This is a genomic window from Nocardia sp. NPDC005366, assembly GCF_040606855.1.
Lineage (GTDB): Bacteria > Actinomycetota > Actinomycetes > Mycobacteriales > Mycobacteriaceae > Nocardia.
The window spans coordinates 38,583-64,584 of record NZ_JBEXFQ010000020.1; the positions used below are offsets into that span (position 1 = coordinate 38,583).

The following is a 26,002-nucleotide window of genomic DNA, read 5'->3' on the forward strand; positions in this document are numbered from 1 at the left end:
TCACGCGCGGTGGGTGCGGTCCAAGAGCGTGGTCAGGACATGGCCGATACGGGCGAGAGCGGAATCGGAGGTCATCGCCCAGTGGGTGGCCTGCACGGCGTGGTTGTGCACGGTGCCGTCCACCACGTCCGACCAGCTCGCCGCGCCCGTCGCGCCGGTCGCGTCGTCCAGCGCGGCGGTGAAATACACCAGATCGCCCTTGTACGGCCGCGGTCGATACCGCTCGATGAGTTCGAGTGAGCGCGTGCCCGCGTCGAGCAGCCGGGTGATCCGGTCGACGCCGAAGGAGGCGAACGGTTCCGGCAGTTCCCCGATGCGCTCGGCCAATCGCACGACGTCGAGTTCGGCGTCGATCTCCTCGGCCTGGTCGCCGAGCAGTCCGCCGAGGAGGTCGGCGACGGGGATGGTCGCGGATTCGTCGAGCGAGACGACACGGGAGCTGTCCATCATGGCGAGTACTGCCACATGCTGTCCCTGTTCCTGCAAATGGACGGCCATCGCGTGCGCGAGCACGCCGCCGAGCGACCACCCGAGCAGGTGATACGGCCCCTCCGGCTGCACCGCGCGGATCTCCGCGACGTAGCGGCGGGCCCAGTCCTCGATCGAATCAGGCAGCGGCTCCGTGGAATTCAGGGCCGGTGATTGCAGGCCGTAGATCGGGCGCTGCGGATCGATATGCGGGGCGAGCCCAGCGAAGGACCAGGCGACCCCGCCCGCGGGATGCACGCAGAACAGCGGTTCACCCGATCCCCCGCCGCGCAGCGGCAGCAGCACCTCGAAGGCGGCCTCGGAGTCGACGTGGGCGTGCCCGGAGCGCGACTTCACCAGCCGGTCGACCAGACCCGCCGGGGTCGGGGCGGAGAACAGCCACACCACCGGAATCTGTTCGGCCAGTTCGGCGCTCAGCCGCGTCGCGAGCCGGGTCGCCAGCATCGAATTGCCGCCGAGATCGAAGAAGCTGTCGTCCAGACCGACCCGTTCGACGCCGAGCACATCGGCGAATGTCGCGCACACGGCGCGCTCCAATCCCGTCGCCGGTGCGCGGAATTCCCGTGCGCGCAGTTCGGGCCTCGGTAGTGCGGCGCGGTCCACCTTGCCGTTGGCGTTGAGCGGCATCGCCTCCAGCGCCACCAGTGTCGCCGGCACCATGTAGCTGGGCAGCACCTGTGCCAGCGCCGCGCGCACGGCCGCGGGTTTCGACGCGGAGTCGGCGGTGAAATACCCGACGAGCATGGCGTTCTCATCGCTCGCCCGGTATGCCACGACGACGGCGTCGGTGACCGAAGGGCTCGACCGCAGCGCGTGTTCGATTTCGGCGAGTTCGATGCGGTAGCCGCGCACCTTCACCTGGAAATCGCGCCGTTCGACATAGTCCAGGATGCCGTCCGGCGTCCATCGCACCATATCGCCGGTGCGGTAGAGCCTGGCTCCCGCCGGCCCGAACGGATCGGCGACGAAACGTTCGGCGCTGAGATCCGGCCTGCCGTGGTAGCCGCGCGCCAATTGCGCACCGCCCAGATACAGCTCACCGGTGACGCCCGCCGGGACCGGATGCAACCGGTCGTCGAGGACGTAGACGCGGTTGCCCGCCTCGACCCGGCCGATCGGCACCACCGATCGCGCGCCCATCGAATCATGTTCTCCGGTGCGGAAACTCGTTACCGAGACGGCCGCCTCGGTCGGGCCGTACAGATTGTCGACGCGAGCGGCGCTCGCCGCACGGATGCGCGCGACCGTCGCCGCCGGCAACGGCTCACCGATCACGAGGAATCTGCGCAGCGATCGGGGCAGCCGCTCGCCCGCCACGTCGGCCAGCATGGCCAGCAGCGAGGGGACCAGCGTCATCGTGGTCACCGAGGCGCGGGAGACCAGATCGAGGACGCCCGCCGGATCGCGCTGAGCGTCCGGCGGTGCGAGGACCACCCTGGCTCCGGTCCGCAGTGCCCACCAGAATTCCCAGACCGACAGGTCGAACGCGGCGGAGGTCATCAGCAGCGTGGCATCGTCGGCCCCGAGCTCGTACTCCGACTGCATCCAATCCAATTGGTGGGTCACCGCCGCATGCGGCACGGCGACGCCCTTGGGCGTGCCGGTGGAGCCCGAGGTGAAGATGACATAGGCGGTGTTGGCCGGACTCAGCGGTGCGCGCCGCTCCCCCGCACGGACAGGACTGCTGTCGGTACTCGGATCGAGCGCCGAGATATCCAGCAGCACTTCGTGATCGGACAGCGTGGCGGGCAGCATCGGTCTGCGCGAGGAGATCAGCACCAGCTCGGGGTCGGCCGCGGCGAGGACGCCGGTGGTGCGTTCGAGCGGATGGCTCGGATCGAGCGGCACATACGCGCCACCGGCGCTGACCACCGCGTACATGGCGACGAGCAGCTCGACACTGCGTGGAATCGCGAGCGCGACCAGGGATTCCGGGCCGATGCCGCGTCCGATGAGCACGCGCGCCAACTGGTGGACGCCGGCCCCGAATTCGGCGTAGCTCAGCGTGCGCGCCTCGTCGACCACCGCTACCGCGTCCGGGGTGCGGGCGAGCTGCGCCAGGAATCCGCTGTCCAGGGTGGCGGGGGTGAAGGAACGATCGGCCCGATTCCACACGTCGAGGATGCGCTGGGATTCGGTGTCGTCGAGCACAGCGAGATCCCCGACCGGCACGTCGGGCGTCGCGCACACGGCGACGAGCAGACGGTGCAGCCGACCCGCGAATCCCGCGACGGTGGATTCGTCGAACAGAGCCGTGGCGTAGGTGATCGACGCGGCGATGCCGCTGGGCGCGCCGTCGGCGTCGTAGCGGTCGGTGACCACCAGGTGCAGATCGAACTGGGAGACCTCGGAGTCGAAGTCGACCGCCGTCACGGTCATTGCGTCCAGGTCGAACTGTGCTTCGGCCTGGTTGTGGAAGGAGAAGCCGACCTGGAACAGCGGATGCCGTGCGGTCGAACGCTGCGGATTCAGCACTTCGACCAGGCGTTCGAAGGGGACCTCGGCGTGGGAGAACGCGGCGAGATCGGCGTCGCGGACGCGGTTGAGCAGTTCCGCGAAGGTGTCGTCGGACGCGACGTCGGTACGCAGCACCAGGGTGTTGACGAACATGCCGACCACGTCGTCCAGTGCCGCCTCGCCGCGTCCGGCGACGGGTGTGCCGACTGCTATGTCGGAGGTACCGGACAGCCGGGCCAGCAGCAGCGCGAAGGCGGCGTGCACCACCATGAACAGCGTCGCGCCCGCCGACCGGCCCAATCCGGCGAGTCCGGCGTGGAGTTCGGCGTCGACGGTGAAATCGACATGTCCGCCCCTGGTGGAGACGATGGCGGGCCGCGCGCGGTCGGCGGGCAGGTTCAGCTGATCGGGCAGCGCCGACAGGGTTTCGCTCCAGAAGCGGATCTGGCGCGAGATCAGCGAGTCGGGATCGTCCTCCGCGCCCAGCAGTTCCCGCTGCCACAGGCTGTAATCGGCGTACTGCACCGGCAGCGGCGTCCAGTCCGGCGCATGGCCGTCGCGGCGCGCGGCATAGGCGACCATGACATCGCGGGCGAGCGGCACCAGCGAGGAGCCGTCGGCCGCGATGTGGTGGACCACGACGACCAGCACATGATCCTCGGTGGTCGTCTCCGCGCCGACGGGTGCGAACAGGCGTGCCCGCAGCGGCACGGTTTCGGTGACATCGAAACCCGCGCCGACGAAATCGGCGACCGCCGTGGCGAGATCGTCGACCGGGACCGCGATCGGCGCGAGTACCGGCGTCCCTGCGTCCTCGGGGGAAAGCACCACCTGCACCGGACCGGATTCCCACTGCGGATAGACGGTGCGCAACACCTCGTGCCTGCGCACCACATCCGCGACGGCCGCGTTCATGGCGGCGATATCGAGTGCGCCCGACAGCCGAACCGCGAGCGGAATGTTGTAGGCGGTGGACTGCCGGTCCAGCCTGTTCAGGAACCACATGCGCTGCTGGGCCAGCGACAACGGCACCGGACCGCCGTCGCCGCGACGCACCAGCGCGGGCCGGGCCGCGCCGGTATCGTCCACCTCGAGCGCGGCGGCCAATGCCGCCACCGTCGAATGTTCGAATATCGCGCGCACACCGATCGAGACGCCGAGCGCCGCGCCGAGGCGTGCCGCCAATTGGGTCGCGGTCAGCGAGTTTCCGCCGAGGGCGAAGAAATCGTCGGCGCGCCCGACCTGTTCGGCGTCGGCGCGACCGAGCACCTCGGCGACGGTGCGCGCCACCACCCGCTCGGTCTCCGTCGCGGGGGCCTGGAATACCGCGGCGCGGAATTCGGGCTCAGGCAACGCCTTGCGGTCGAGTTTGCCGACCGGGGTGAGCGGGATGTGGTCGAGCACCGTGATCGCGGCGGGCACCATATAGGCCGCCAGCGATCGTCCGGCGAAGGTGGCGAGTTCGCCGGTATCGATCGCGCGGCCCCGCGCGGCGACCACGTAGGACACCAGGGAGACGACCCCGTCGGGGCCGGAATGTCCGACGGTGACCGAGGACGCGACCGATTCGTGGGCGGTGAGCACGGCGTCGATCTCGCCGAGTTCGATCCGCAGACCGCGCACCTTCACCTGCTGATCGGCGCGCCCGACGTACTGGATCGCCCCTGATCCGGTCCAGCGCACCAGATCACCGGTGCGGTAGAGCCGTCCGCCCGCGCGGCCGTACGGGTCGGCGACGAAGCGATCCGCCGAAAGGCCGGGCCTGGCATGGTATCCCCTGGCCAGGCCGGGGCCGCGCAGATACAGCTCACCGGTCACCCCGACCGGGACCGGCTGCAACCGCACGTCGAGCACGACCGCCGACATGCCGTGAATCGGTGTGCCGATATCGAAGAAGCCCCCGGGTTCGAGCGGGACGCTGATCGTCGCGATGACGGTGGTCTCGGTCGGACCGTAGGTGTTGTAGAAGCGACGTCCGCCGGCCCACTGCCGCACCAGATCCGGACCGTAGGACTCGCCGCCGACCGTCAGATGCGCGAGTTCGGGCAGCCGGCTCGGGTCGAGCGTGCGCAGCACCGCCGGGGTGAGGAAGGCATGGCTGACGTGCTGATCCCTGATGAGCGCCGTCAATTCCGCGCCGCCGTAGACATCGGCGGGCGCGACGACGAGCGCGGCTCCCGCGCCGAGGGCGAGCAGGAATTCGAGCATCGAGGCGTCGAAACTCGGCGAGGCCACATGCAGCACCCTGGCGTCCACGGTGACCGCGTACCGATCCCGTTGGGCGCGTGCCACTCCCGCGAGTCCGGCGTTCGTCGCGACGACGCCCTTGGGGGTTCCGGTGGAACCGGAGGTGTAGATCATCCAGGCCGGATGGTCGGCGCGCACGGGGCAGACCAGTTCCCCCGGCGCGATCGACGCGGCGCTGGTATGCCGCATCCGCGACGCCGTCGCGGCCGAGTCGAGCACCAGCCACTCGGTGGTGTCGGGCAGCGCCGCGCGCTCGGCGGCGATTGTCAGGCCGACGGCCGCGCCGGAATCGGTGAGCATATGCGCGATGCGATCGGCCGGATAGGTGGGATCGACGGGGACGAAGGCCGCGCCGGTCTTGGCGACGGCCCATACCGCGAGCACCGATTCGACCGAACGCGCGATCGCGACGGCGACCATGTCTTCCGGGCCGACGCCGTGTCCGATGAGCATCCTGGCCAGCCGGGATGACTGCTCGTCCATCGCGCGGTAGGTCGGCGACGACTCCCCCGATACCACCGCGGGGCCATCGGGATTGATCGCGACCGCGTCCGCGATCAAGGCGGCGAGGGTGCGCAGCGGCACGGGTGCCGCTCCGGTGCGGCCGAGCAGGTCGGCACGCTCGGCGGGGGCGAGTAGATCCACCGCGCCGACGGGCAGGCCAGGATCGGCGGTGAGCGCCCCGAGTACACGGCCGAAACGACGCAGCAGACCGGCGGCGGTCGCCGCGTCGAACAGATCCGTCGCGTAGTTCAGTTCGACGCCGAGGTGACCGTCGGCGTCGGGTTCGGCGGCCACGGTGAATTGCAGGTCGAAACGCGCTACCGGCTCGTCGAATTCGACCGGGGCGAGATCTAGTCCCGGCACTGCGAAAGCCGGGCCGCCCGCGTCGAGGTAGCTCAATGCCACGGTGAACAGCGGATGGCGGGACTGCGTCGATTCGACGCCGAGTTCGTCGGCCACACGTTCGAAGGGGACGGTGGCATTGCCGAATGCCGCCAGATCGACCGCCTTCGCCTCCGCGAGCAGTTCGGCGAAGGTGCGGTCCGGTTCCGGGTGGGTGCGCAGGACCAGCGTGTTCACGAACATGCCGACGAGATCGTCGAGTGCGGCGGCGCCGCGCCCGGCCACCGGCGTGCCGATGGCGATATCGGTGACGCCCGACAGCCGCGCCAACAGCACCGACAGCGCGGCGTGCACCACCATGAACGGGGTCGCGCCGTTGGCCGCGGCGATTTCGCGCACCCGGTCGGCGATATCGCCGCCGATTCTGGCGCGCGTATTGCCGCCGTGTTTGGAGGCGAGAGCCGGGCGCGGGCGGTCGGTGGGCAGCGCCAGTTCATCGGGGAGATCGCGCAGCGCCTCGCGCCAGTAGGCGAGTTGCCCGACGGCCGCGGCGTCGACGGTTTCGGCCTGCCACAGTGCGTAATCGGCGTATTGGGCCGAGAGCTCCGGCCAGACCGGGGCGGTGCCGAGTACCCGCGACAGGTAGGCCGAGAGCAGGTCGCGCAGCAGCGGGGTCATCGAATAGCCGTCGGCGGCGATGTGATGCACGACCGCGACGAGGACGTGGCTGTCCGCGTCCTCGCGCAGCAGGACCGCGCGTACCGGCACCTCGGAGGTGATATCGAAACCCGCGCCGAGGAATTCGGCGATCCGTTCGTCGAGCGTCGCCGAATCGAGCGATGCCACGACGAGACGCACCGGGGCCGGGTCAGCGGGCAGGATCAGCTGATATCCGTCGCCGTCGACGCCCGCCGGGTAGACCGTGCGCAGCGTCTCGTGCCTGGCGACCACATCCGCGAATGCCGCCGCTAGCGCGACCTCGTCCAGTTCGCCCATGATCCGCAGCGCGACGGGGATATTGTGCGCCGCCGAGGCCGGGTCGAGCCGGTTGAGCAACCACATGCCGCGCTGGACCGGAGCCAGCGGCACGATATCGGGCCGAGGGCCCGCGATCAGCGGCAGCACCTGTTCGCCCGCCTCGGCCTCGCCGGTGATCCTCGCCGCGAGCGCGCGCACGGTCGGTGCCTCGAACAGCAGCCGGACCGGAACCCGCCTGCCGAGCCGCTCGCCGAGGCGGGCGAGCACTCGGGTGGCGCTGAGCGAATTGCCGCCGAGTTCGAAGAAACTGTCGTCGGCGCCGACGCGGGCCTCGTTCAGCACCGCCCCGTAGGCGGCGGCGACCAGGCGCTCGGCCGGGGTGACGGGGGCAAGGTAGGCGACGCGATCGAAAACCGGTTCCGGCAGCGCGGCGCGGTCGAGCTTGCCCGAGCTGTTGAGCGGGAACGCGTCCAGGGTGACCAGCGCGGACGGCAGCATGTAGGACGGCAGCGCCGCGGCGGCCACGCGCAGTACCTCCGCGTCGGACACCTGCGCGTCGGACACCTGCGCGCCGGGGCGCGGGGTCAGGTAGCCGACGAGGTGGTCACCGGTGGCCGTGACGACCACCCGCGCGGCGGCCTGGGCCACCCCGGGCGCGGTCGCGAGGATGGACTCGATCTCACCGAGTTCGATGCGCTGCCCGCGGAATTTCACCTGGAAGTCGGTGCGGCCCAGATACGCCAGCTCCGCGACGGGTCCGCCGGTCTCCCAGCGCACCAGATCGCCAGTGCGGTACATGCGTTCGCCCGGTGCCCCGAAGGGGTTGGCCACGAACCGATCCGCGGTCAGGTCGGGGCGGTCCTGATAGCCGCGGGCGAGCTGGACTCCCGCCAGGTACAGCTCCCCCGCCACTCCGGGCAGGGTCGGGCGCAAACGCGAATCCAGCACGTACACGCGGCTGTTCCACTCCGGATTGCCGATCGGCATGACGGTCCGCGCGGTCTCGCCGGTGACGTCGCGGTAAGTGATGCTGACCGCGGCCTCGGTGGGGCCGTAGAGATTGTGCACGCGCGCCGCGCTCACCGCGCCGAAGGCACGGACCGTCTCGGCGCCCAGCGCCTCCCCGATGACGAACACCATGCGCAGCGTGGTCACCGCGTCACGCGAGCCGCTGGATTCGATATGCCCGGCGAAGACATTCAGCATCGACGGCACGAAATCGGTGACGGTGACGCCGTATCCGCCGATCACCTCGGCCAGATAGCCGGGATCACGATGACCGTCCGGGGTCGCCAGCACCAGGGTGGCGCCGACACGCAGTGGCAGGAAATATCCCCACAGCGAGACGTCGAACGTGGTGGCGGTCTTCTGCAGATACACATCGTCGGCGAGCAACTGGTATTGCGACTGCATCCAGGTCATCTGGTTGACGATCGAGGCGTGGGACACGCTGACGCCCTTGGGTCTACCCGTCGAACCGGAGGTGAAGATCACATACGCCGGATGGTCGGGATGGACCGGAGCCGAGCGCTCGTTCACCGCGACCGGGCCGTCGTCGTAGGCGTCGTACGCCTCGGCGTCGACGCGCACCACCGGACCGGTGAAACCGAATTCGTCGCCGTCGGACGCGGTGAGCATGGCCGCGGGTCGCGCCGTCGCCAGGATGTGGGCGATGCGACCGGCCGGGTGGTCCGGATCGATCGGGACATACGCGCCGCCCGCCTTCAGTACCGCGTACATGGCGACGACGAGATCGATCGAGCGGCGAATCGCCAGGGCCACCAGCGATTCCGGACCGACACCGATCGCGATGAGGTGGCGGGCGAGTTGATTGGTGCGGCGATCGAGTTCACCGTAGGTCAGCACGGTGGCGGCGGTCTCGTCGTCGGCGACATAGACCAGTGCCGGGTCGTCCGGGGTCGCGGCGGCCTGCGCCTCGAATTCGTCGAGCAGCAGTTCCGCGACGAACGCGGTATGCGCGGAATCGTTCCATTCGGTCACTACCCGGTGCAGTTCCCCCGCGCCGAACAGGTCGATATCGCCGATCACCCGCGTCGGATCGGCCGTCACCGCGGCCAGTAGCCGGGTGAACCGGTCGCCGAAGCCCGCGACGGTGGACTCGTCGAACAGATCGGTGGCGTAGGTGAAGCGCAGCGCCTCGTCGGTGACGGTGAGTTGCAGGTCGAATTGCGTGGTCTCGTAGTCGACGTCGTATTCGCCGATGGTCACCCCTGCGATCTCCATGCCGGTCGGCGCGAGGTTCTGGAAGTACAGCGCCACCTGGAACAGCGGATGCCGCGCCTGCGATCGCGGCGGGTCGAGCACCTCGACCAGCTGCTCGAACGGCACGTCGGCATGGGCGAAGGCGTCGAGATCGGCATCGCGGACCCGGGCGAGCACGGTCGCGAACCGATCGGAGCCGGGTACCGGCGTGCGCAGCACGAGGGTATTGACGAACATGCCGACCAGATCGTCGAGCGCGGCAGCGCCGCGACCGGCGACCGGTGCCCCCACGGCGATATCGGTGGTGCCGGAGAGCCGGGCGAGCAGTACCGCGAAGGCGGCGTGCACCACCATGAACGGCGTCGCCTCGTACTGCGCCGCCACCGCGTCGACGCCGCGGCGCAGCGCGGGGTCGAGTGGCAGTGTCGTACTGGCCGCCGCGTGGCTGGCGACGGCGGGGCGCGGGCGATCGGCGGGCAGATCCAGCTGCGCGGGGAGTCCGCGCAGCGTCCGCTCCCAGAAATTCACCTGGCGGGCGGCGATCGACTGTGGATCGTCCTGCTCGCCGAGCGTTTCGCGCTGCCACAGCGCGTAATCGGCGTAGTGGACGGTCAGTTCCGGCCAGCCCGGCGCGGTCCCGGTGACCCGGGCCGCGTAGGCGGCGGCGATATCGCGGGCCAGCGGACCCATCGAGAAACCGTCGGCCGCGATATGGTGCACCACCAGTGCGAGCAGATGTTCGCCTTCGGACAGGCGGGCCAGTCCGACGCGCAACGGGACCTCGGCGGTCACGTCGAACGGCGTCGCGACGAAGTCGACGAGGGAGCGCTCGATCGAGGCCGGATCGAGCGATTCCAGCGGCTGCGCCGCGCCCGGCGCCAGAATCCGCTGGTAGCCGGTGCCGTCGAGCTCCGGATAGACGGTGCGCAGGGTTTCGTGGCGGGCGATCACATCCCCGACGGCGGCGGTGAGCGCGTCGATATCGAGCGGTCCGGTCAGCCGGATGACGACGGGAATGTTGTTGACCGTCTCCTGCGGGTCGAACCTGTTCAGGAACCACATGCGCCGCTGGGCGGGCGAGAGCGGGATTCGCTCGGGCCGCGTGACCGCGATCAGCGCAGCGTGCGGCTCGGCCCGGCCGAACGCGGCGACGCGGGCGGCCAATGCGGCGACGGTCGGCGCTTCGAACAGCGTCCGCACCGGAATCTCGGCCCCGAATTCAGCGCCGAGTCGGGCCGCGAGACGGGTGGCGATGAGCGAATTCCCCCCGAGGGCGAAGAAATCATCGTCGCGACCGAGGTCGTCGACACCGAGCAGTTCGCCCATGATCCGCGCGACGGCCCGTTCCTCCTCGGATTCGGGGGCGCGATAGGTCGTGGTCCCGAGGACGGGAGCGGGCAGCGCGCGGCGATCGAGCTTGCCCGAGGCGTTCACCGGGAATTCCTCGACGACGACGAACGCCGAAGGCACCATGTACGAGGGCAGTTCGGCGCTCACGGCGGCGCGGACGTCATCGATGTCGATCGCGTCGCCGACCAGGTAGGCCACCAGCCGGTCGCCGAGCCGTTCGTCACCGTGGACGACGACCACCGCCTGATCGACGGTGTCCACGCCGGTGAGCGCCGCCTCGATTTCGCCGAGTTCGATGCGCAGCCCGCGCAATTTCACCTGGAAATCGGTGCGGCCGAGATATTCCAGCTCGCCGTGCGCGGTCCAGACCACCAGGTCGCCGGTGCGGTACATCCGCGCCCCGGCCTCGCCGTACGGATCGGCGACGAATCGGTCGGCGGTGAGATCGGCACGCCGCACATAGCCGAGCGCCAATTGCGCACCGGCCAGGTACAACTCGCCCGGGACGCCGACGGGAACCGGTCGCAGGCGCGAATCCAGCACGAGCAGAAGGGTATTGAAGACCGGCCTGCCGATCGGAACGGTGACGGTGTCGGCGTCGTCGACCTCGTGGAAGGTGACGTCGACCGCCGCCTCGGTCGGTCCGTACAGATTGTGCACCCGCGCGCCGGTGATCCGGCGCGCGCGCTGTGCGGCGGTCGCCGACAGCGTCTCGCCCGAGGCGAAAACGCGGCGCAGCGTCCGGCATTCGGCGGCACGGGGTTCGCCCAGGAATACCGATAGCATCGCGGGCACGAAATGCACGGTGGTGATGGACTCGGCGGCGATCACCTCGGCCAGATACGCCGGATCGCGGTGACCGTCGTGGCGTGCGACGACCAGTCGCGCACCGGTCTGCAACGGCCAGAACAGCTCCCAGACCGAGACGTCGAAGGTGGCTGGGGTCTTCTGCAGCACCGCGTCGCCGGTGCGCAGACCGTAGCGGTCCTGCATCCATTGCAGGCGGTTGACGATCGCCGCGTGCGAGACGACGACGCCCTTGGGCCGCCCGGTGGAGCCGGAGGTGAAGATCACATACGCCGGATGACCCGGTGTCAGCACGCCGTTGCGATCCACCGCGATCAGCGGGCCTGGCGGGTATCCGGTCAGGTCGAGCAGGTCCATCCGCACCTGACGGGTCGCGGTGATCTCCAGTTCGAAACCGGAGGTCAGCACGCAGACCGGCTCGACCGTCCGCAGCATGTAGTCGACCCGTTCGGCGGGGTGGTCGGGATCGAGCGGCATGTACGCCCCGCCCGCCATCGCCACGGCGTATATGCCGACGACCAGATCCAGCGAACGCCGCATCCCCAGTGCCACATACGAATCCGGCCGGACACCCTGCTGGACCAGCCAGCGCGCCAGTTGATGGGCTCGGCCCGCGAATTCGGCGTAGGACAGACTCGTCCCCTCATAACTGACCGCGATCGCGTCGGGCCTGGTCGCGGCCTGCTGCTCGAACAGCGAGACCAGCGTGTGCCCGGACGGCAGCAGCCGGGAGGTGTCGTTCCACCGCCGCAGCACCAGGGCGCGCTCGGCCGGATCGAGCAGTTCGATATCGCCGACAACCACCGCGGTATCGCTCGTCGCCGCCTTCAGTATCCGGAGGAAACGGGTGGCGAGGGATTGGGCGGTGGCGTCGTCGAACAGATCTGTCGCGTAGCGCAGGACCGCGCGCATGGCGGTACCCGCCTCGGTGCCGTATTCGGCGATTTCGAGGGCGAGGTCGACCTGCGCGATGCCGTTGTCGATCGGGTAGGCGCTGACCTCGAGTTCCGGCAGCCGCAGGACCGCGTCGTCACGATGCTCGAAGGTGAGCAGTGTCTGCACGATCGGCGAATGAGCCTGGGAACGCACCGGATTCAACTCTTCGACGAGGCGCTCGAACGGTAGTTCGGCACTGGCGAAGGCCCTGACATCGGTTCGGCGCACCGAGGCGAGCAGCGCGGCGAACGACGTCCCGATGGGGACGGCGGTGCGCAGCACCAGGGTGTTGACGAACATGCCGACGAGATCGTCGAGTGCCGCGTCGCCCCGGCCCGCCACGGGGGTGCCGATGGCGACATCCTCGGTCCGGGCGAGCCGTGACAGCAGGGTCGCGTAGGCCGCGTGCACCACCATGAACAGCGATACCCCGTGCACACGAGCGACATTCGCGGCGGCGGCGGTGAGTTCGGCGGAGATGGCGAATTCGTGGGCCGCGCCGCGACCGGAGGCCACCGGGGGACGCGGGCGGTCGGTGGGCAGTTCGAGCACGGGAGCGAGGCCGGCGAGTTCGGTGCGCCAGTGCGCGATCTGGCGCGACAGCACCGATTCCGGGTCGTCGGCGGTGCCGAGCCGCTCGTGCTGCCACAGCGTGAAATCGGGGTATTGCACCGGCAGCGGGGTCCACCGTGGTGCCGTGCCCGCACTGCGCGCGCTGTAGGCGGTCATCAGGTCGCGGGCCAGCGGGGCGGTGGAGACGCCGTCGGCGGCGATATGGTGCACGACCACGACCAGGACGTGGTCGTCAGCGCGCACCCGGAACAGCCTGGCGCGCACGGGAAGGTCGGCGCGCAGATCGAATCCGATCGCGACGACGGCGAGTACGGCGTCGAGCAGAGCGCTCTCGACGACCTCCACCGGACCGAATTCCAGTTCCGGCACGTCCGCGCCGGACAGGACGACCTGATGCGGTCCCGCGTCGTCGGCGGGGAAGACGGTGCGCAGCGATTCGTGGCGGGCGATCACATCGTCGAGTGCCGCCCGCAGCGCCTGTTCGTCCAGTACGCCGGTCAGCCGGATGGTGATCGGGATGTTGTAGACCACCGACTCCGGCTCCAGCCGATTGAGCAGCCACATCCTGGTCTGCGCCATCGAAAGCGGAATCCGGGCCGGACGTGGGCGAGCCACCAGTGGAACGGTTTCGGTGCGCGCACCGGATCGGGCCGACTGCTTCACGCGCGTCGCCAGTGCGGTGACGGTCGGCGCTTCGAATACCTCCCGGACGGTCAGCGCCGAGCCGAACGCCGCGTTGGCGCGCGCGACCAGGCGCATGGCCAGCAGCGAATTGCCGCCGCGAGCGAAGAAATCGTCGTCGGCGCCGATCGGGGCCTTCGCGCCGACGAGGTCGGTGACCAAGGCCGCGAGGACGGATTCGATCCCCTCGCGCGGCGCGCGGAATACCGCTGCCGTCGTGGCGAATTCGACCGATGGCAGCGCCGCCCTGTCCAATTTTCCGACCGTGGTGAGCGGCATCTCGTCGAGTACCACCAGATGCGATGGCACCATGTAGCCCGGCAACCGGTCGCGTACGGCCGCCAGCACGGCCTCCGAGGTCAGGCCCGCGCCGCTGACATATCCGACGAGATATTCGTATCCGGAGGTGTCCGAGGACAGCGCCACCGCCGCGTTCGTCACGCCGTCGACTCCGGCGAGCGCGGATTCGATCTCGCCGAGTTCGATCCGCTGCCCGCGCAATTTGACCTGGAAATCGTTGCGGCCCAAGTAGACCAGGTCGCCGTCGCGGTTCCACTTCACGAGATCGCCGGTCCGGTACATCACCCGGCCCGGCACGCCGAAGGGATCGGCGACGAACCGTTCGGCGGTCAGGCCGCTGCGCCCGTGATATCCGCGCGCCAGCTGATCGCCCGCGAGATAGAGCTCGCCTGTCACACCGATGGACACCGGTCGCAGTCGCGCGTCCAGGACGTAGGCGCGGGTGTTCCAGCATGGCCTGCCGATCGCCACGTCCTGGCCGGTGTCGGCGGCGGTGTCCGCATCGGTGAATTCGTGGTAGACCGCCGAGATGGCCGCCTCGGTCGGTCCGTAGGCATTGTGGACGGCCCCGCCGACACTGCCGCGCAGGGCGGCGAGCAGATCCGGGGTCAGCGCCTCGCCGCCGCAGTGCAGGTGCCGGAAGGAGCGCAGCGCCTCACCCATGCCCTCGCCGATCAGGGCCGCCAGTACCGAGGGCACGTATTCGGCGATGGTGATGCGGTGCTCACGCAGCAGATCGGCGAAATAGGCCAGGTCGAGATGTCCGCCTGGGCGCGCGATCACCAGGGGCGCGCCGACCGCGACGGGCAGGAAGCATTCCCACACCGAGACGTCGAAGGTCAGCGGGGCACGTTGCAGGATGCGGTCGTCGGCGGTGACTCCGTAGCGGAATTCGAGCCAGCGCAATTGGTTCATGATGGCGCGATGGCTGACCGCGACACCCTTGGGTCGACCGGTCGAGCCGGACGTGAACAGCACGTAGGCGGTATTGGCCGGACGCAGCGCGGCGCGCCGATGCGCGTCGGTGACCGGTCCGTCGTCGAATCCGGTCAGATCCAATGACGCGAGGTCGATCACCGGGACCGCGTTCTGCTCGGGCAGTCGCGTCCCGCCGACCGTCAGGATCAGCGCGGGCTCGGCCGATTCGACCAGTTGCGCTAGGCGCTCGGCCGGATGCGCGGGATCGATCGGCAGGTACGCGCCGCCCGCGCGGACGATCGCGTACATCGCCACCAGCATGTCCAGGCAGCGCTGGGCCCCGAGCCCGACGATGGTCTCCGGCCCGACCCCCCGCGCGATGAGCCAGCGCGCGAGCCGGTTCACCTTCGCGGCGAATTCGCCGTATTCGAGTTCGTCGCCATCGAATCGGGCGGCGATACCGGAGGGATCGGCGGCGGCCCGTGCGGTGAGCAGGTCGTCGAGCGTTTCGGTCGGCAGCGGATGCGCGGTGGCGTTGCGGTCCGACAGCAGCATGCCGCGTTCGGCGACCGACATCAGTTCGACCGCGCCCACCGCGGTGCCGAGATCGCGGACCATGGCCCGCAGCACGCGTTCGAAGCCAGCGAGGAATCCGTCCACCGTCTGCGCGTCGAACAGGTCGAGCGCGTAGTGCAGATGCAGGTCGATGCCGTCGGGGTCGCCGTCGGCGTCGTAGCGGTCGGTCAGGGTCCAGTCCAGATCGAGCTGGATCGGCGCGGGGCCGACGTCGAGGGCGGAGAAGGACAGCCGTTGCAGCCGGAAATCCGGTTTGGTCTGGTTCTGCAGGGTCAGCGCCACCTGGTACAGCGGCGCGTGCGCCTGGGAGCGCATCGGATTGACCACATCGACCAGTTGCTCGAACGGCACCACGGCATGGTCGAAGGCCGCGAGATCCGCGGCGCGCACGGTCGTGAGCAGTTCGGCGAGGGTGGCGTCGGCGCGAACCTCGGTGCGCAGCACCAGGGTGTTGACGAACATGCCGACGAGTTCGTCGAGCGCTTCGTCACCGCGGCCGGCCACCGGGGTGCCGACGACGACATCGGCGCTGGCTCCGAGACGGCTCAGCAGAACGGCGAGCGCGGTGTGCAACACCATGAACGGCGTGACGCGGTGCGTCGCGGCCAGCTGGTGGATATCGCGGTGCAGCCGCGCGTCGAGGTGGCCGGTGCGCGCGCCGCCCCGATTGGTCGCCACGGCGGGCCTCGGCCGGTCCGCCGGCAGTGTCGACACCTCGGGCAGTCCGTCGAGCCGAGCCGTCCAGTAACCCAATTGCCGTGCCAGCACCGAATTCTCGTCGTCGGCGCGGCCGAGGGCACTGCGCTGCCACAGGGCGAAATCGGCGTACTGCACCGGGAGTTCACCCCAGTTCGGTGCGATATTCGCGCACCGTGCCACATAGGCGGCCGCGAGATCGCGGGTGAGCGGCGCGAAGGACCAGCCGTCGGCGGCGATGTGGTGGATCACGAACAGCAGGATGTGCGTCTGCTGCGCCGCTGGCGTCGCGTCCTCGATCCGCAGCAGGCGCACGCGCAGCGGCACCTCGCTCGTCACGTCGAATCCCGTACGCGCGGACGCGGCGAGCAGATCGGGCACCTCGTCGGTGCGCACGGTCCGTGCGACCAATTCGACCAGCCGGGTTCCCGCGGGCAGTACCACCTGCGTGGCATCGCCGTCGCGTTCGGGATAGATGGTCCGCAGGGTCTCGTGCCTGGCGATCACATCGGCGATCGCCGATTCGAGCGCGCCCACGTTCAGCGAGCCGGTCAGGCGCAGCGCGAAGGGAATGTTGTAACCGCCGCTCGCGCTGTCGAACCGGTTCAGGAACCACATGCGCTGCTGGGCGATGGACAGCGGGATGGGCGAATCGCGCTCCTGCGCGGTCAACGGTGGCAGCGCGACCGGCTCGATATCGGACCCCGTCGGGGCGACCGAGAGCCGCCGTGCCAATTCGCGCACGGTCGGCGCGTCGAAGACGGTGCGCACCGGCACCTCCGAGCCGGTCGCCCGGCTCAGTCGGGCCGCGAGCTGGGTGGCGATGAGCGAATTGCCGCCGAGGGCGAAGAAATCGTCGTCCGCGCCGACCCGATCCGCGCCGAGCAGCGCCAGGAAAGTCTCGGCGACAAGGGTTTCCGCGGTGCCTTCGGGACGCCGGAACACCCCGGTCGCGACGGCGGGAGCGGGCAGCGCGCCGCGATCGAGTTTGCCGGAGGCGTTGACGGGGAATTCACGCAGGACCACGAACGCGGTCGGCACCATGTAGGCCGGTAGTCGACGGGCGAGTTCCCCGCGTATGGTCGCGATATCGAGATCACCGTCGCCGACGAGATAGGCGACCAGCTGATCGCCGGTGCCGTGATCGTCGCGGACCAGCACCACCGCCTGGGCGACCGAGGGCGCGGCGAGCAGCGCCGCCTCGATCTCGCCGAGTTCGATCCGCAGACCGCGCACCTTGACCTGGAAATCGGTGCGCCCGAGGAACTCCAGCTCACCCGATCCGTCGGTGCGCCAGGCCACCAGGTCGCCGGTGCGGTACATGCGAGCACCACGCGCGCCGAACGGGTTGGCCACGAACCGATCTCCGGTCAGGTCGGACCGGCCGAGATAGCCGCGCGCCAATTGCGCGCCCGCCAGATACAGTTCGCCCGGCACCCCGGCAGGCACCGGGTGCAGCCGCGCGTCGAGCACATAGACCTGGGTGTTCCAGACCGGCGCGCCCATCGGCACCTCGCGCGCATCGGCGTCGGTCACCTCGTGGTGGGTCACTTCGACCGCGGCCTCGGTCGGACCGTAGAGGTTGTGCACCGTGATGTCGGTGAGTTCGCGCACTCGGCGCGCGGTCGCGGCGGGCAACGCCTCACCCGAGCAGAGGATGTGACGCAGCGACGGCACGTCGATCTCGTCGGCGACGAAGACCGACAGCATCGACGGCACGAAGTGGACCACCGTGATCTGCTCGCGCCGAATGGTTGTCGCCAGATACGCGGGATCGCGGTGGCCGCCGGGCCGGGCGAGGACCAGGCGCGCCCCCACCTGCAGCGGCCAGAAGAACTCGGGCACGGAGACGTCGAAGGTCACCGGCGTCTTCTGCAACAGCGCGTCGGATTCGTCCAGGGCGATATGGGTGGACTGCATCCATCGCAGCCGGTTCACGATCGCGCCGTGACTGACCGCGACGCCCTTGGGCCGCCCGGTGGAACCGGAGGTGAAGATCACGTACGCGGTATTCGACGCACGCAGCGGCATCCGTCGATCAGCGTCGGTCACCGGCGCGTTCGAGAACCGGTCGAGGTCGAGTCGATCGATGCGCGTCTGGTCGACCGGCAGGTCCAGATCCGACCCCGAGGTGAGCACGGTGACCGGGTCGGCGGTGGTGAGGATATGCCCGACGCGTTCGGCCGGGTGATCGGGATCGATCGGCACGTAACCGCCACCGGCGACGCTGACCGCGTACATGCCGACGACCAGGTCTATCGAGCGCCGCATACCCAGCGCGACCAGCGTATCCGGTCCGACGCCCCGCGCGATGAGCCAGCGCGCGAGCCGGTGCACCCGGTCGGCGAATTCGGCGTAGGACAGAGTCGTCGCGTCGAAGGTCACCGCGGGACTGTCGGGGGTGCGCCGCGCCTGCGCCGCGAACAGGGACGGCAGCGTGAGCGTGCGGTCGATGCGATGGTCGGTGCTGTTCCATTCGCGCAGCAGCCGGGTGCGCTCGGCGACGTCGAGCAGGTCGATATCGCCGACGCGCACCCGAGGATCGGCGGCGACGGTGGCGAGCACCCGGCGCAGCCGGACGACGAACGAGGCGATGGTCGGCGCGTCGAACAGATCGGTGGCGTAACGCAGGCTGCCGGTCAGCGCGGCGGAATCGACCGTTTCGTTCAGCACCAGGTGCAGGTCGAATTTGGCTCCGGTATCGGGGATGTCGATCGGTTCCAGCGTCAGCCACGGCACCTCTGGCATGACATTCGGCCGGGCTTCGCCGTAGCTCAGCATCACCTGGAACAGCGGATGCGCGCCGGTGCTGCGATCGACCGCCAGCACGTCGACGAGGCGTTCGAAGGGCAGTTCGGCGTGGGCGAAGGCCTCGATATCGGCCTGCTTGACTCGGGTCAGGAATTCGGTGAAGGGCACGTCGGCCGGTACCCGCGTACGCAGCACGAGCGTGTTGACGAACATGCCGATCAGCGCGTCGAGTTCGCGTTCGCCACGGCCGCCGATCGGCGAACCGACCACGATATCGTCGGTGCCGCTCAGCCGGGCCATGGTCGCGGCGAAGGCCGCGTGCAACACCATGAACAGGGTCGCGCCGTTGCGCTCGGCGAGCGTGCGCAGGCGCGCGGCCACCGTGGCGTCGATCGTGAAATCGATTGCGGCCCCCCGGTTCGTCGGCTGGGCGGGACGCGGGCGATCGGTCGGCAGCGCGAGATCGGCGGGCAGCCCGTCCAGCGCCGTTCGCCAGTAGCGCAGCTGCCTGGCCGCGAGAGCCGCGGGATCGTTCTCGGATCCGAGCAGCCGGTGCTGCCAGAGGCTGTAATCGGCGTACTGCACCGGCAATTCGGTCCAGTCGGGTCGCCTGCTGATCAGCCGGGCCCGGTAGGCGCGGACCAGATCGCCGATGAGCGGCGTCATCGACAGCGCGTCACCGGCGATGTGGTGGACGACGATGACGAGGACATGTTCCTCGACGGGCACGCCGCGCGCGGCGCCCGCCTGCTCCACCGTCAGCAGCGCCATCCGCGCGGGGATCTCGGTGGTCACGTCGAATCCGGCGCCGACGATGGCGCCGACCGTGTCGATCAACGCCGCGCGCTCGACGAGCATCGGCGTGAGATTGAGGCCGATATCGTCGATGCCGAGAATTTCCTGGTACGGACCGTCCTCGTCCTGCGGATAGAGGGTTCGCAACGATTCGTGGCGGGCGAGCACATCCATGACGGCGCGCTTGAGCGCGGCCACATCCAGTCTGCCGCGCAGACGCAGCACGACGGGGAGGTTGTACACACTCGCGTCAGCGGCGGACGAATCGGCGGCGGACGAATCGGCGGCGGCATCTTGGGTCTCGACCCGGTTCAGGAACCACAGGCGCTGCTGCGCGGGTGACAGCGGCACCCGCGACGGACGCTCCCGCAGGGGCAGCAGTCGCGGCGTACTCGTCCGGCTGAGCGCGTCGACGGCCGAGGCGAAGGATTCCACCGTGGCGGATTCGAACAGGGCGCGCACCGGAATACGCGCGCCGACGACCTCGCCGATGCGCGCGCTCACCCGGGTGGCGGCGAGCGAACTGCCGCCGAGGGCGAAGAAATCATCGTCGAGGCCGACCTGTCGCACCCCGAGCACCTCCGCGAAGACGGTCGCCACCGCGCGTTGGGTGGCCTCGACCGGGGCACGGAATTCGGTGGTCAGCGGAACGGGAACGGGCAGTGCCTTGCGATCCAATTTGCCGCTGGTGTTGAGCGGGAATTCCGGCAGCTCGACCAGTGCGGTCGGCACCATGTACGCGGGCAGTCGCCGGGCGAGTTCCCGGCGCAGCGCGTCCGGGTTCCACTCGTCCTCGGACGTGCGGACCACATAGCCCGCGAGGTAGTCGCCGGCCGCGCCGGTGACGAGCCTGACCGCCGCCTGGCTCACCTCGGGCGTGGCGAGCAGCGCGGTCTCGATATCGGCCAGTTCGATGCGCTGACCGCGGAATTTCACCTGGAAATCCATCCGGCCGAGGTAGACCAGTTCGCCGTCCTGGCTCCAGCGCACCAGGTCGCCGGTGCGATACATCCGTTCGCCCCCGGTTCCGAACGGGTTGGCGACGAATCGGTCCGCGGTCAGGTCGACGCGGCCGTGATAGCCGCGCGCCAGTTGATCGCCCGCCAGGTACAGCTCGCCGGGCACCCCGATCGGCACCGGGTGCAGCCGCGAATCCAGCACGTACACCTGGGAATTCCATTCGGGCTCGCCGATCGGCACGACGGGCGCGTCCTCGGCGGTGACCTCGCGGGAGGTGATCGAGACAGCCGCCTCGGTCGGACCGTAGAGATTGTGCACACCGGCGGCGCAGACGGCCTGGACGGCCGCGACGGTCTCCGGCGGCAGCGCCTCGCCGATGACGAAGATGTCACGCAGCGAATCCAATTCGCCCGGCTCGGCATGGGCGGCGAAGACCGAGAGCATCGACGGCACGAAATCGGTCAGCGTGACGCCGCGGCCGGCGATCGTCTCCGCGATGTAGCGCGGATCCCGATGTCCGTCCGGGGTAGCGAGCACCAGTGTCGCGCCCGCGCGCAACGGCAGGAAGTAGCCCCACAGCGACACGTCGAAGGTCGTCGCGGTCTTCTGCAGGTAGACATCTCCCGTGCGCGGCCGGTACTCGTCGTGCATCCAGGCCATCTGATTGGCGATGGCGCGGTGGCTGACCGTGACGCCCTTCGGTGTCCCGGTCGAGCCGGAAGTGAAGATGACGTAGGCCGGATGGTCGGGACGCAGTGCGCCGCGCCGCTCGCTGTCGGAGATCGTGGCCGAGGAGAACCGCGACAGATCGACCTCGTCGAGGTAGCGCACCGGTACCGGGTGCGCGGTGTTGAATCCGGTCGCGCGGGTGGTCAGGATGGAATGCGCACGCGCGGTGTCGAGAATGTGGCCGATACGCCCGGCCGGATGCGCCGGATCGATAGGGACATACGCGCCGCCGGCCCGCAGCACCGCGTACATCGCGATCACCAACTCGACCGAACGCGGGATAGCGAGGACAACAAGCGATTCCGGGCCGACACCGGCCCTGATGAGCAGTCGCGCGAGGCTGTTGGCCCGGTCCGAGAGCTCGGTGTAGGTCAGGGCGGTCTCGGCCGGGCCGTCGGCGATGAGCGCGATCGCGTTCGGCGTGCGGCGAACCTGGTTGTCGAATCCCTCGTGTAGGAAATTGTCGGAGACCTTGCGACCGCTGGCATTCCAGCTCGCGGTGACATAGTCCAGTTCGCCCGCGTCGAGCAGTTCGATATCCCCGACGGGCAGGTCAGGATCGGCGACGGCGGCGTGCAGCAGCCGGAGGAATTTGGCGGCGAACTCCGCCACCGTCGGTGCGTCGAAAAGATCGGTGGCGTAGGTGAATTCGGCGCGATACCCGGAATCGGGGACATCCGGCTCGGAGACGGTGAGCTGCAGGTCGAATTTGGCGAAGCCGGGATCGAAATCGACCATCTCCACGGCCAGATCGGGCAGTTCTAGGGCGATCCGCGCCATATTCTGCATGAACAGCGCGACCTGGAACAGCGGATGGCGCGCCTGGGACCGCGCCGGATCGAGTACCTCGACCAACTGCTCGAACGGCACGTCGGCGTTGGCGAAGGCACGCAGGTCGCGGTCTCTGGCGTGCGCGACCAACTGGGCGAAGGAATCCGCCGCCGACACCTCGGTACGCAGGACGAGAGTATTGACGAACATGCCGACCAGATCGTCGAGCGCCCGGTGCCCGCGTCCGGCGACCGGGCTGCCGATCGCTATATCGGCGGTGCCGGACAGTCGCGCCAGCAGCGCGGCGAGGGCGGCGTGCAGCACCATGAACGGCGTCGCACCGCTGTTCGCGGCGATCGCGTCGACGGCCTCGCGCAGTCCGGCGTCGATGACGAAGGCGTGGGTGGCTCCGCGATAGGAGGACGACGCGGGTCGCGGCCGGTCCGAGGGCAGATCCAATTGGGCGGGCAGCTCGGCCAATTCGGATTTCCAGAAGGCGAGCTGGCGTGCCGCCGCCGATGCGGGGTCGTCGGGTTCGCCGAGGAGTTCCCGCTGCCACAGCGCGTAATCGGCGTACTGCACCGCGAGCGGTTCCCAGTCGGGACCGTGGCCGTCGCGGCGCGCGCCGTAGGCGGTGACGAGATCGCGCAGCAGCGGCGCGAACGACACGCCGTCAGCGGCGATATGGTGCACCACCAGCACCAGCGTGTGATCCTGCGCGGCGCTGCGCAGCAGCCGCACCCGCACCGGGATCTCCTCGGCGACATCGAAACCCTGCGCCGCGGCGTCGGCGATGGCGGCGGCGAGCCGCTCGGGCGCGACGTCGGTGGGCGACAGATCGAAGGCGGCGTGCAGCGGGCGGATCACCTGCACCGGACCGGTTTCGGTCTGCGGGTAGACGGTACGCAGGATCTCGTGGCGCGCGACCAGATCGGTGACGGCGGCGGCGAGCGCGTCCCGATCGAGCGGCCCGCGCAGCCGCAGCGCCACCGGGATATTGTCCACCGCCGCGGTATCGACACCGCTTCCGCCGCCGGAGCCGAAGCGGTTGAGGAACCACATCCGCCGCTGCGCGGGCGAGAGCGGAATGGTGTCGGGGCGCGTGCCCGCGACCAGCGGCGGTCGCGGCGTCGCCGACCGCGCCAGCGCGGCGACCGCGGCCACCGTCGGATTGTCGAAGAAATCGCGCACGTCCACCGCGATGCCGAGCGCCTCGCCGACCCGGGCGATCGCCCGTGTCGCGATGAGTGAATTGCCGCCGAGGACGAAGAAGCCGTCGTCCGCACCGACTCGATCGAGCCCGAGCAGCTCGCCGAACACCTCGGCGACCACCCGTTCGGCCTCGGTGGCCGGGGCACGGAACTCGCCCGTCGCCGAGGCGAATTCCGGCTCGGGCAGGGCGCGGCGGTCCAGTTTTCCGTTGGCGTTCAACGGCATCTCGTCGAGTACCTGCACCAGCGTCGGCACCATGTACTCGGGCAGCTGCCTGCGAGCCTGGTCGAGCACATCCGCGATGTCGGGCGCGCGTCCGCCCGCGCCGACCACGTAGCCGACCAGGTGCTCCCCGCCCGCGTGCCGATGCAGCACCACCGCGGCCTGGGCCACCTGTTCGCCGCGCAGCAGCGCCGCCTCGACCTCACCCAGTTCGACGCGCAGGCCGCGCAGTTTGACCTGGAAGTCGGTGCGGCCGAGGTATTCCAGTTCCGCCGGGCCGCCGTCCACATCCGACACCCAGCGGACCAGGTCGCCGGTGCGGTACATCCGGTCACCGGGCGCACCCTCCGGATTGGCGACGAACCGGTCGGCGGTGAGCCCGGCCCGCGCCACATAGCCGCGGGCCAATTGCACACCGGCGAGATACAGTTCGCCGACCACGCCGTCGGGCACCGGACGCAGATTGTCGTCGAGGACCAGCAGATCGGTGTCGTCGGCCGCGGCGCCGATCGGCACCGTGGTGATATCGGCACCGGTCACCTCGTGCGCGGTGACGTCGACCGCCGCCTCGGTCGGCCCGTACAGGTTGTGCAGGGTCGCGCCGCTGATCTCGCGGAACGCGGCGGCCGTCGCGGCGGGCAGCGCCTCGCCGGAGGCGAAGACCAGCCGCAGTGTCGGCACCGCCGCTTCGATATCGGGCTCGCCGACGAAAACCGACAGCATCGACGGCACGAAATGGGCGACCGTGATCTTCTCGCGCCGAATCGTTTCCGCCAGATACGCCGGATCGCGGTGTCCGTCCGGCGCGGCGATCACCAATCGCGCGCCGACCTGCAAGGGCCAGAAGAACTCCCACACCGACACGTCGAAGGTGAAAGGGGTCTTCTGGAGCACCACATCGTCGTCGCGCAGCCGGAAAAGCCGCTGCCGCCAGCGCAGATTGGCCATGATCGCGCGGTGGGAGATCGCGACGCCCTTGGGGCGGCCCGTCGAACCGGAGGTGAAGATCACGTAGGCGGTATTGTCCGCCGACGCGATGCGCGCGATTTCCACGTGATCGCCGGAATGGGCCGCGCCCGATTCGAATTCGTCGATACGCAGCACCGGTACCAGCGCACCCAGTTCGGGCTCGTCGCCCGTCGTGGTCAGAACCAGCGCGGGCGCGGCGGTTTCCAATACATACGCGATGCGTTCGGCCGGATGCTCCGGATCGATCGGGACGTATCCGCCGCCCGCCTCGAGGATCGCGTACATGCCGACGAGCAGTTCGAACGACCGCCGCACCGACAAGCCGACGAGTACGTCGGGACCGACGCCGAGTCCGATCAGATGCCGGGCAAGGGCGGTGACCCGCGCATGGAATTCGGAATAGCTGAGCGTCTCGCCCGCGTACTCCAGCGCCACCGCGTCCGGGGTCCGGCGCACCTGCGCCTCGAATTCGGTGACCAGCGTTTCGACCGGGGCGAATTCGGTGCTGAGCACGGGACCGGCGGCGACGAGCGCGTCATCGAGCAACTGCTCGAGTACCGCGCCGAGCGCGCCGTCGCCCGAATCCAGCAGGGTCGGCAGCTGACCGGAGATGACGACCGGGACGAGGGCGTCGGGTCCGAGACCGCCGCCCATGGCCTCGGACAGCAGGGTGATCTCCGATGCCAGCGCCCCGTAACTGACGCCGACGCCCTCGTGGCGCAGCGCGACCCGATCGGGCGCGAACTCGGCGACGGTATCGATCAGTACGGGCAAGTCATCGATGCCGTAGGCGCGCCGCAGGGCCGGATGGTTGTACGGCCTGGTGCGATTGCTTGATGTGACCGATTCTGCTGGGGACATCAGCAAATTCCTTCCGAATCGATTTCCGGGTGGCTGAGCGCGGCGACCGACCGCGCGTCATCGAGCAGGGCGCGCATGGCCTCGGCGAGACCACCACCGCCGAGCGCGGCCAGCACACCGGGCACGAGCCCGGCGAGGGAGACATTGATCAGGGCTTCCGGCTTCGCCGCGGCGCCCATGGCCTTCGCCACCGTCGTCACCTTCCCGGCCAGCTCGCGGTAGGAGACCGCGCGCGCACCGTGGGTGAAGGCGATGGCCTCCGGGGCGACACGGGCCGCCGCCGCGATGAGTTCGGGCAGGTCATCGGTACTCGCCGCGGGCAGGTCCGCGGTGCGCGCGGGACGTTTCTGCTCGGCGTCGGTGCGGATATCGATGGCACGGACGGTGATCGTCGGCTGCTCGGCGACCGCGGTGAGGATCGCGAGTAGTCGCTCGGCACAGCGTTGGACGGTCGCGGCGTCGAAAAGATCGGTGGCGTAGCCGAACCGGAGGTCGATCCCGGTGCGTGATCCGTCCGCGCCGAAACGTTCGATTCCGGTGAGCTGGAGGTCGAATTTCGCCTCGCCCAGGTCCGGATCGAGGACCTCGACCTCGAGTCCGGGGAGCGCGATGGGCCCGGTCGCCATGTTCTGGAAGGTGAACATCACCTGGAAAA

2 protein-coding genes (1 of these 2 running past the window's edge) are annotated in these 26,002 nt (G+C 69.6%); both read right to left on the reverse strand.

All coding sequences use genetic code 11. The features are described from left to right. Positions 1–25,347 (reverse strand): non-ribosomal peptide synthase/polyketide synthase, encoded by a 25,347-nt coding sequence (locus tag ABZS43_RS22585; protein ID WP_355037913.1) that lies wholly within the window; start codon positions 25,345–25,347, stop codon positions 1–3. Further along, on the reverse strand, positions 25,347–26,002 hold the 3' portion of the coding sequence (locus ABZS43_RS22590) for a non-ribosomal peptide synthase/polyketide synthase (RefSeq protein WP_355037914.1). Its footprint extends 17,170 nt past the window's final position; the window shows 656 of its 17,826 coding nt (coding positions 17,171–17,826); its start codon lies beyond the right edge, outside the window; the stop codon is at positions 25,347–25,349. The genes ABZS43_RS22585 and ABZS43_RS22590 overlap by 1 nt, the downstream gene beginning before the upstream one ends.

Excerpts from the sequence above, each read along its gene's own strand:
- ABZS43_RS22585 (WP_355037913.1), bottom strand. The coding sequence starts at position 25,347 with ATGTCCCCAGCAGAATCGGTCACATCAAGCAATCGCACCAGGCCGTAC.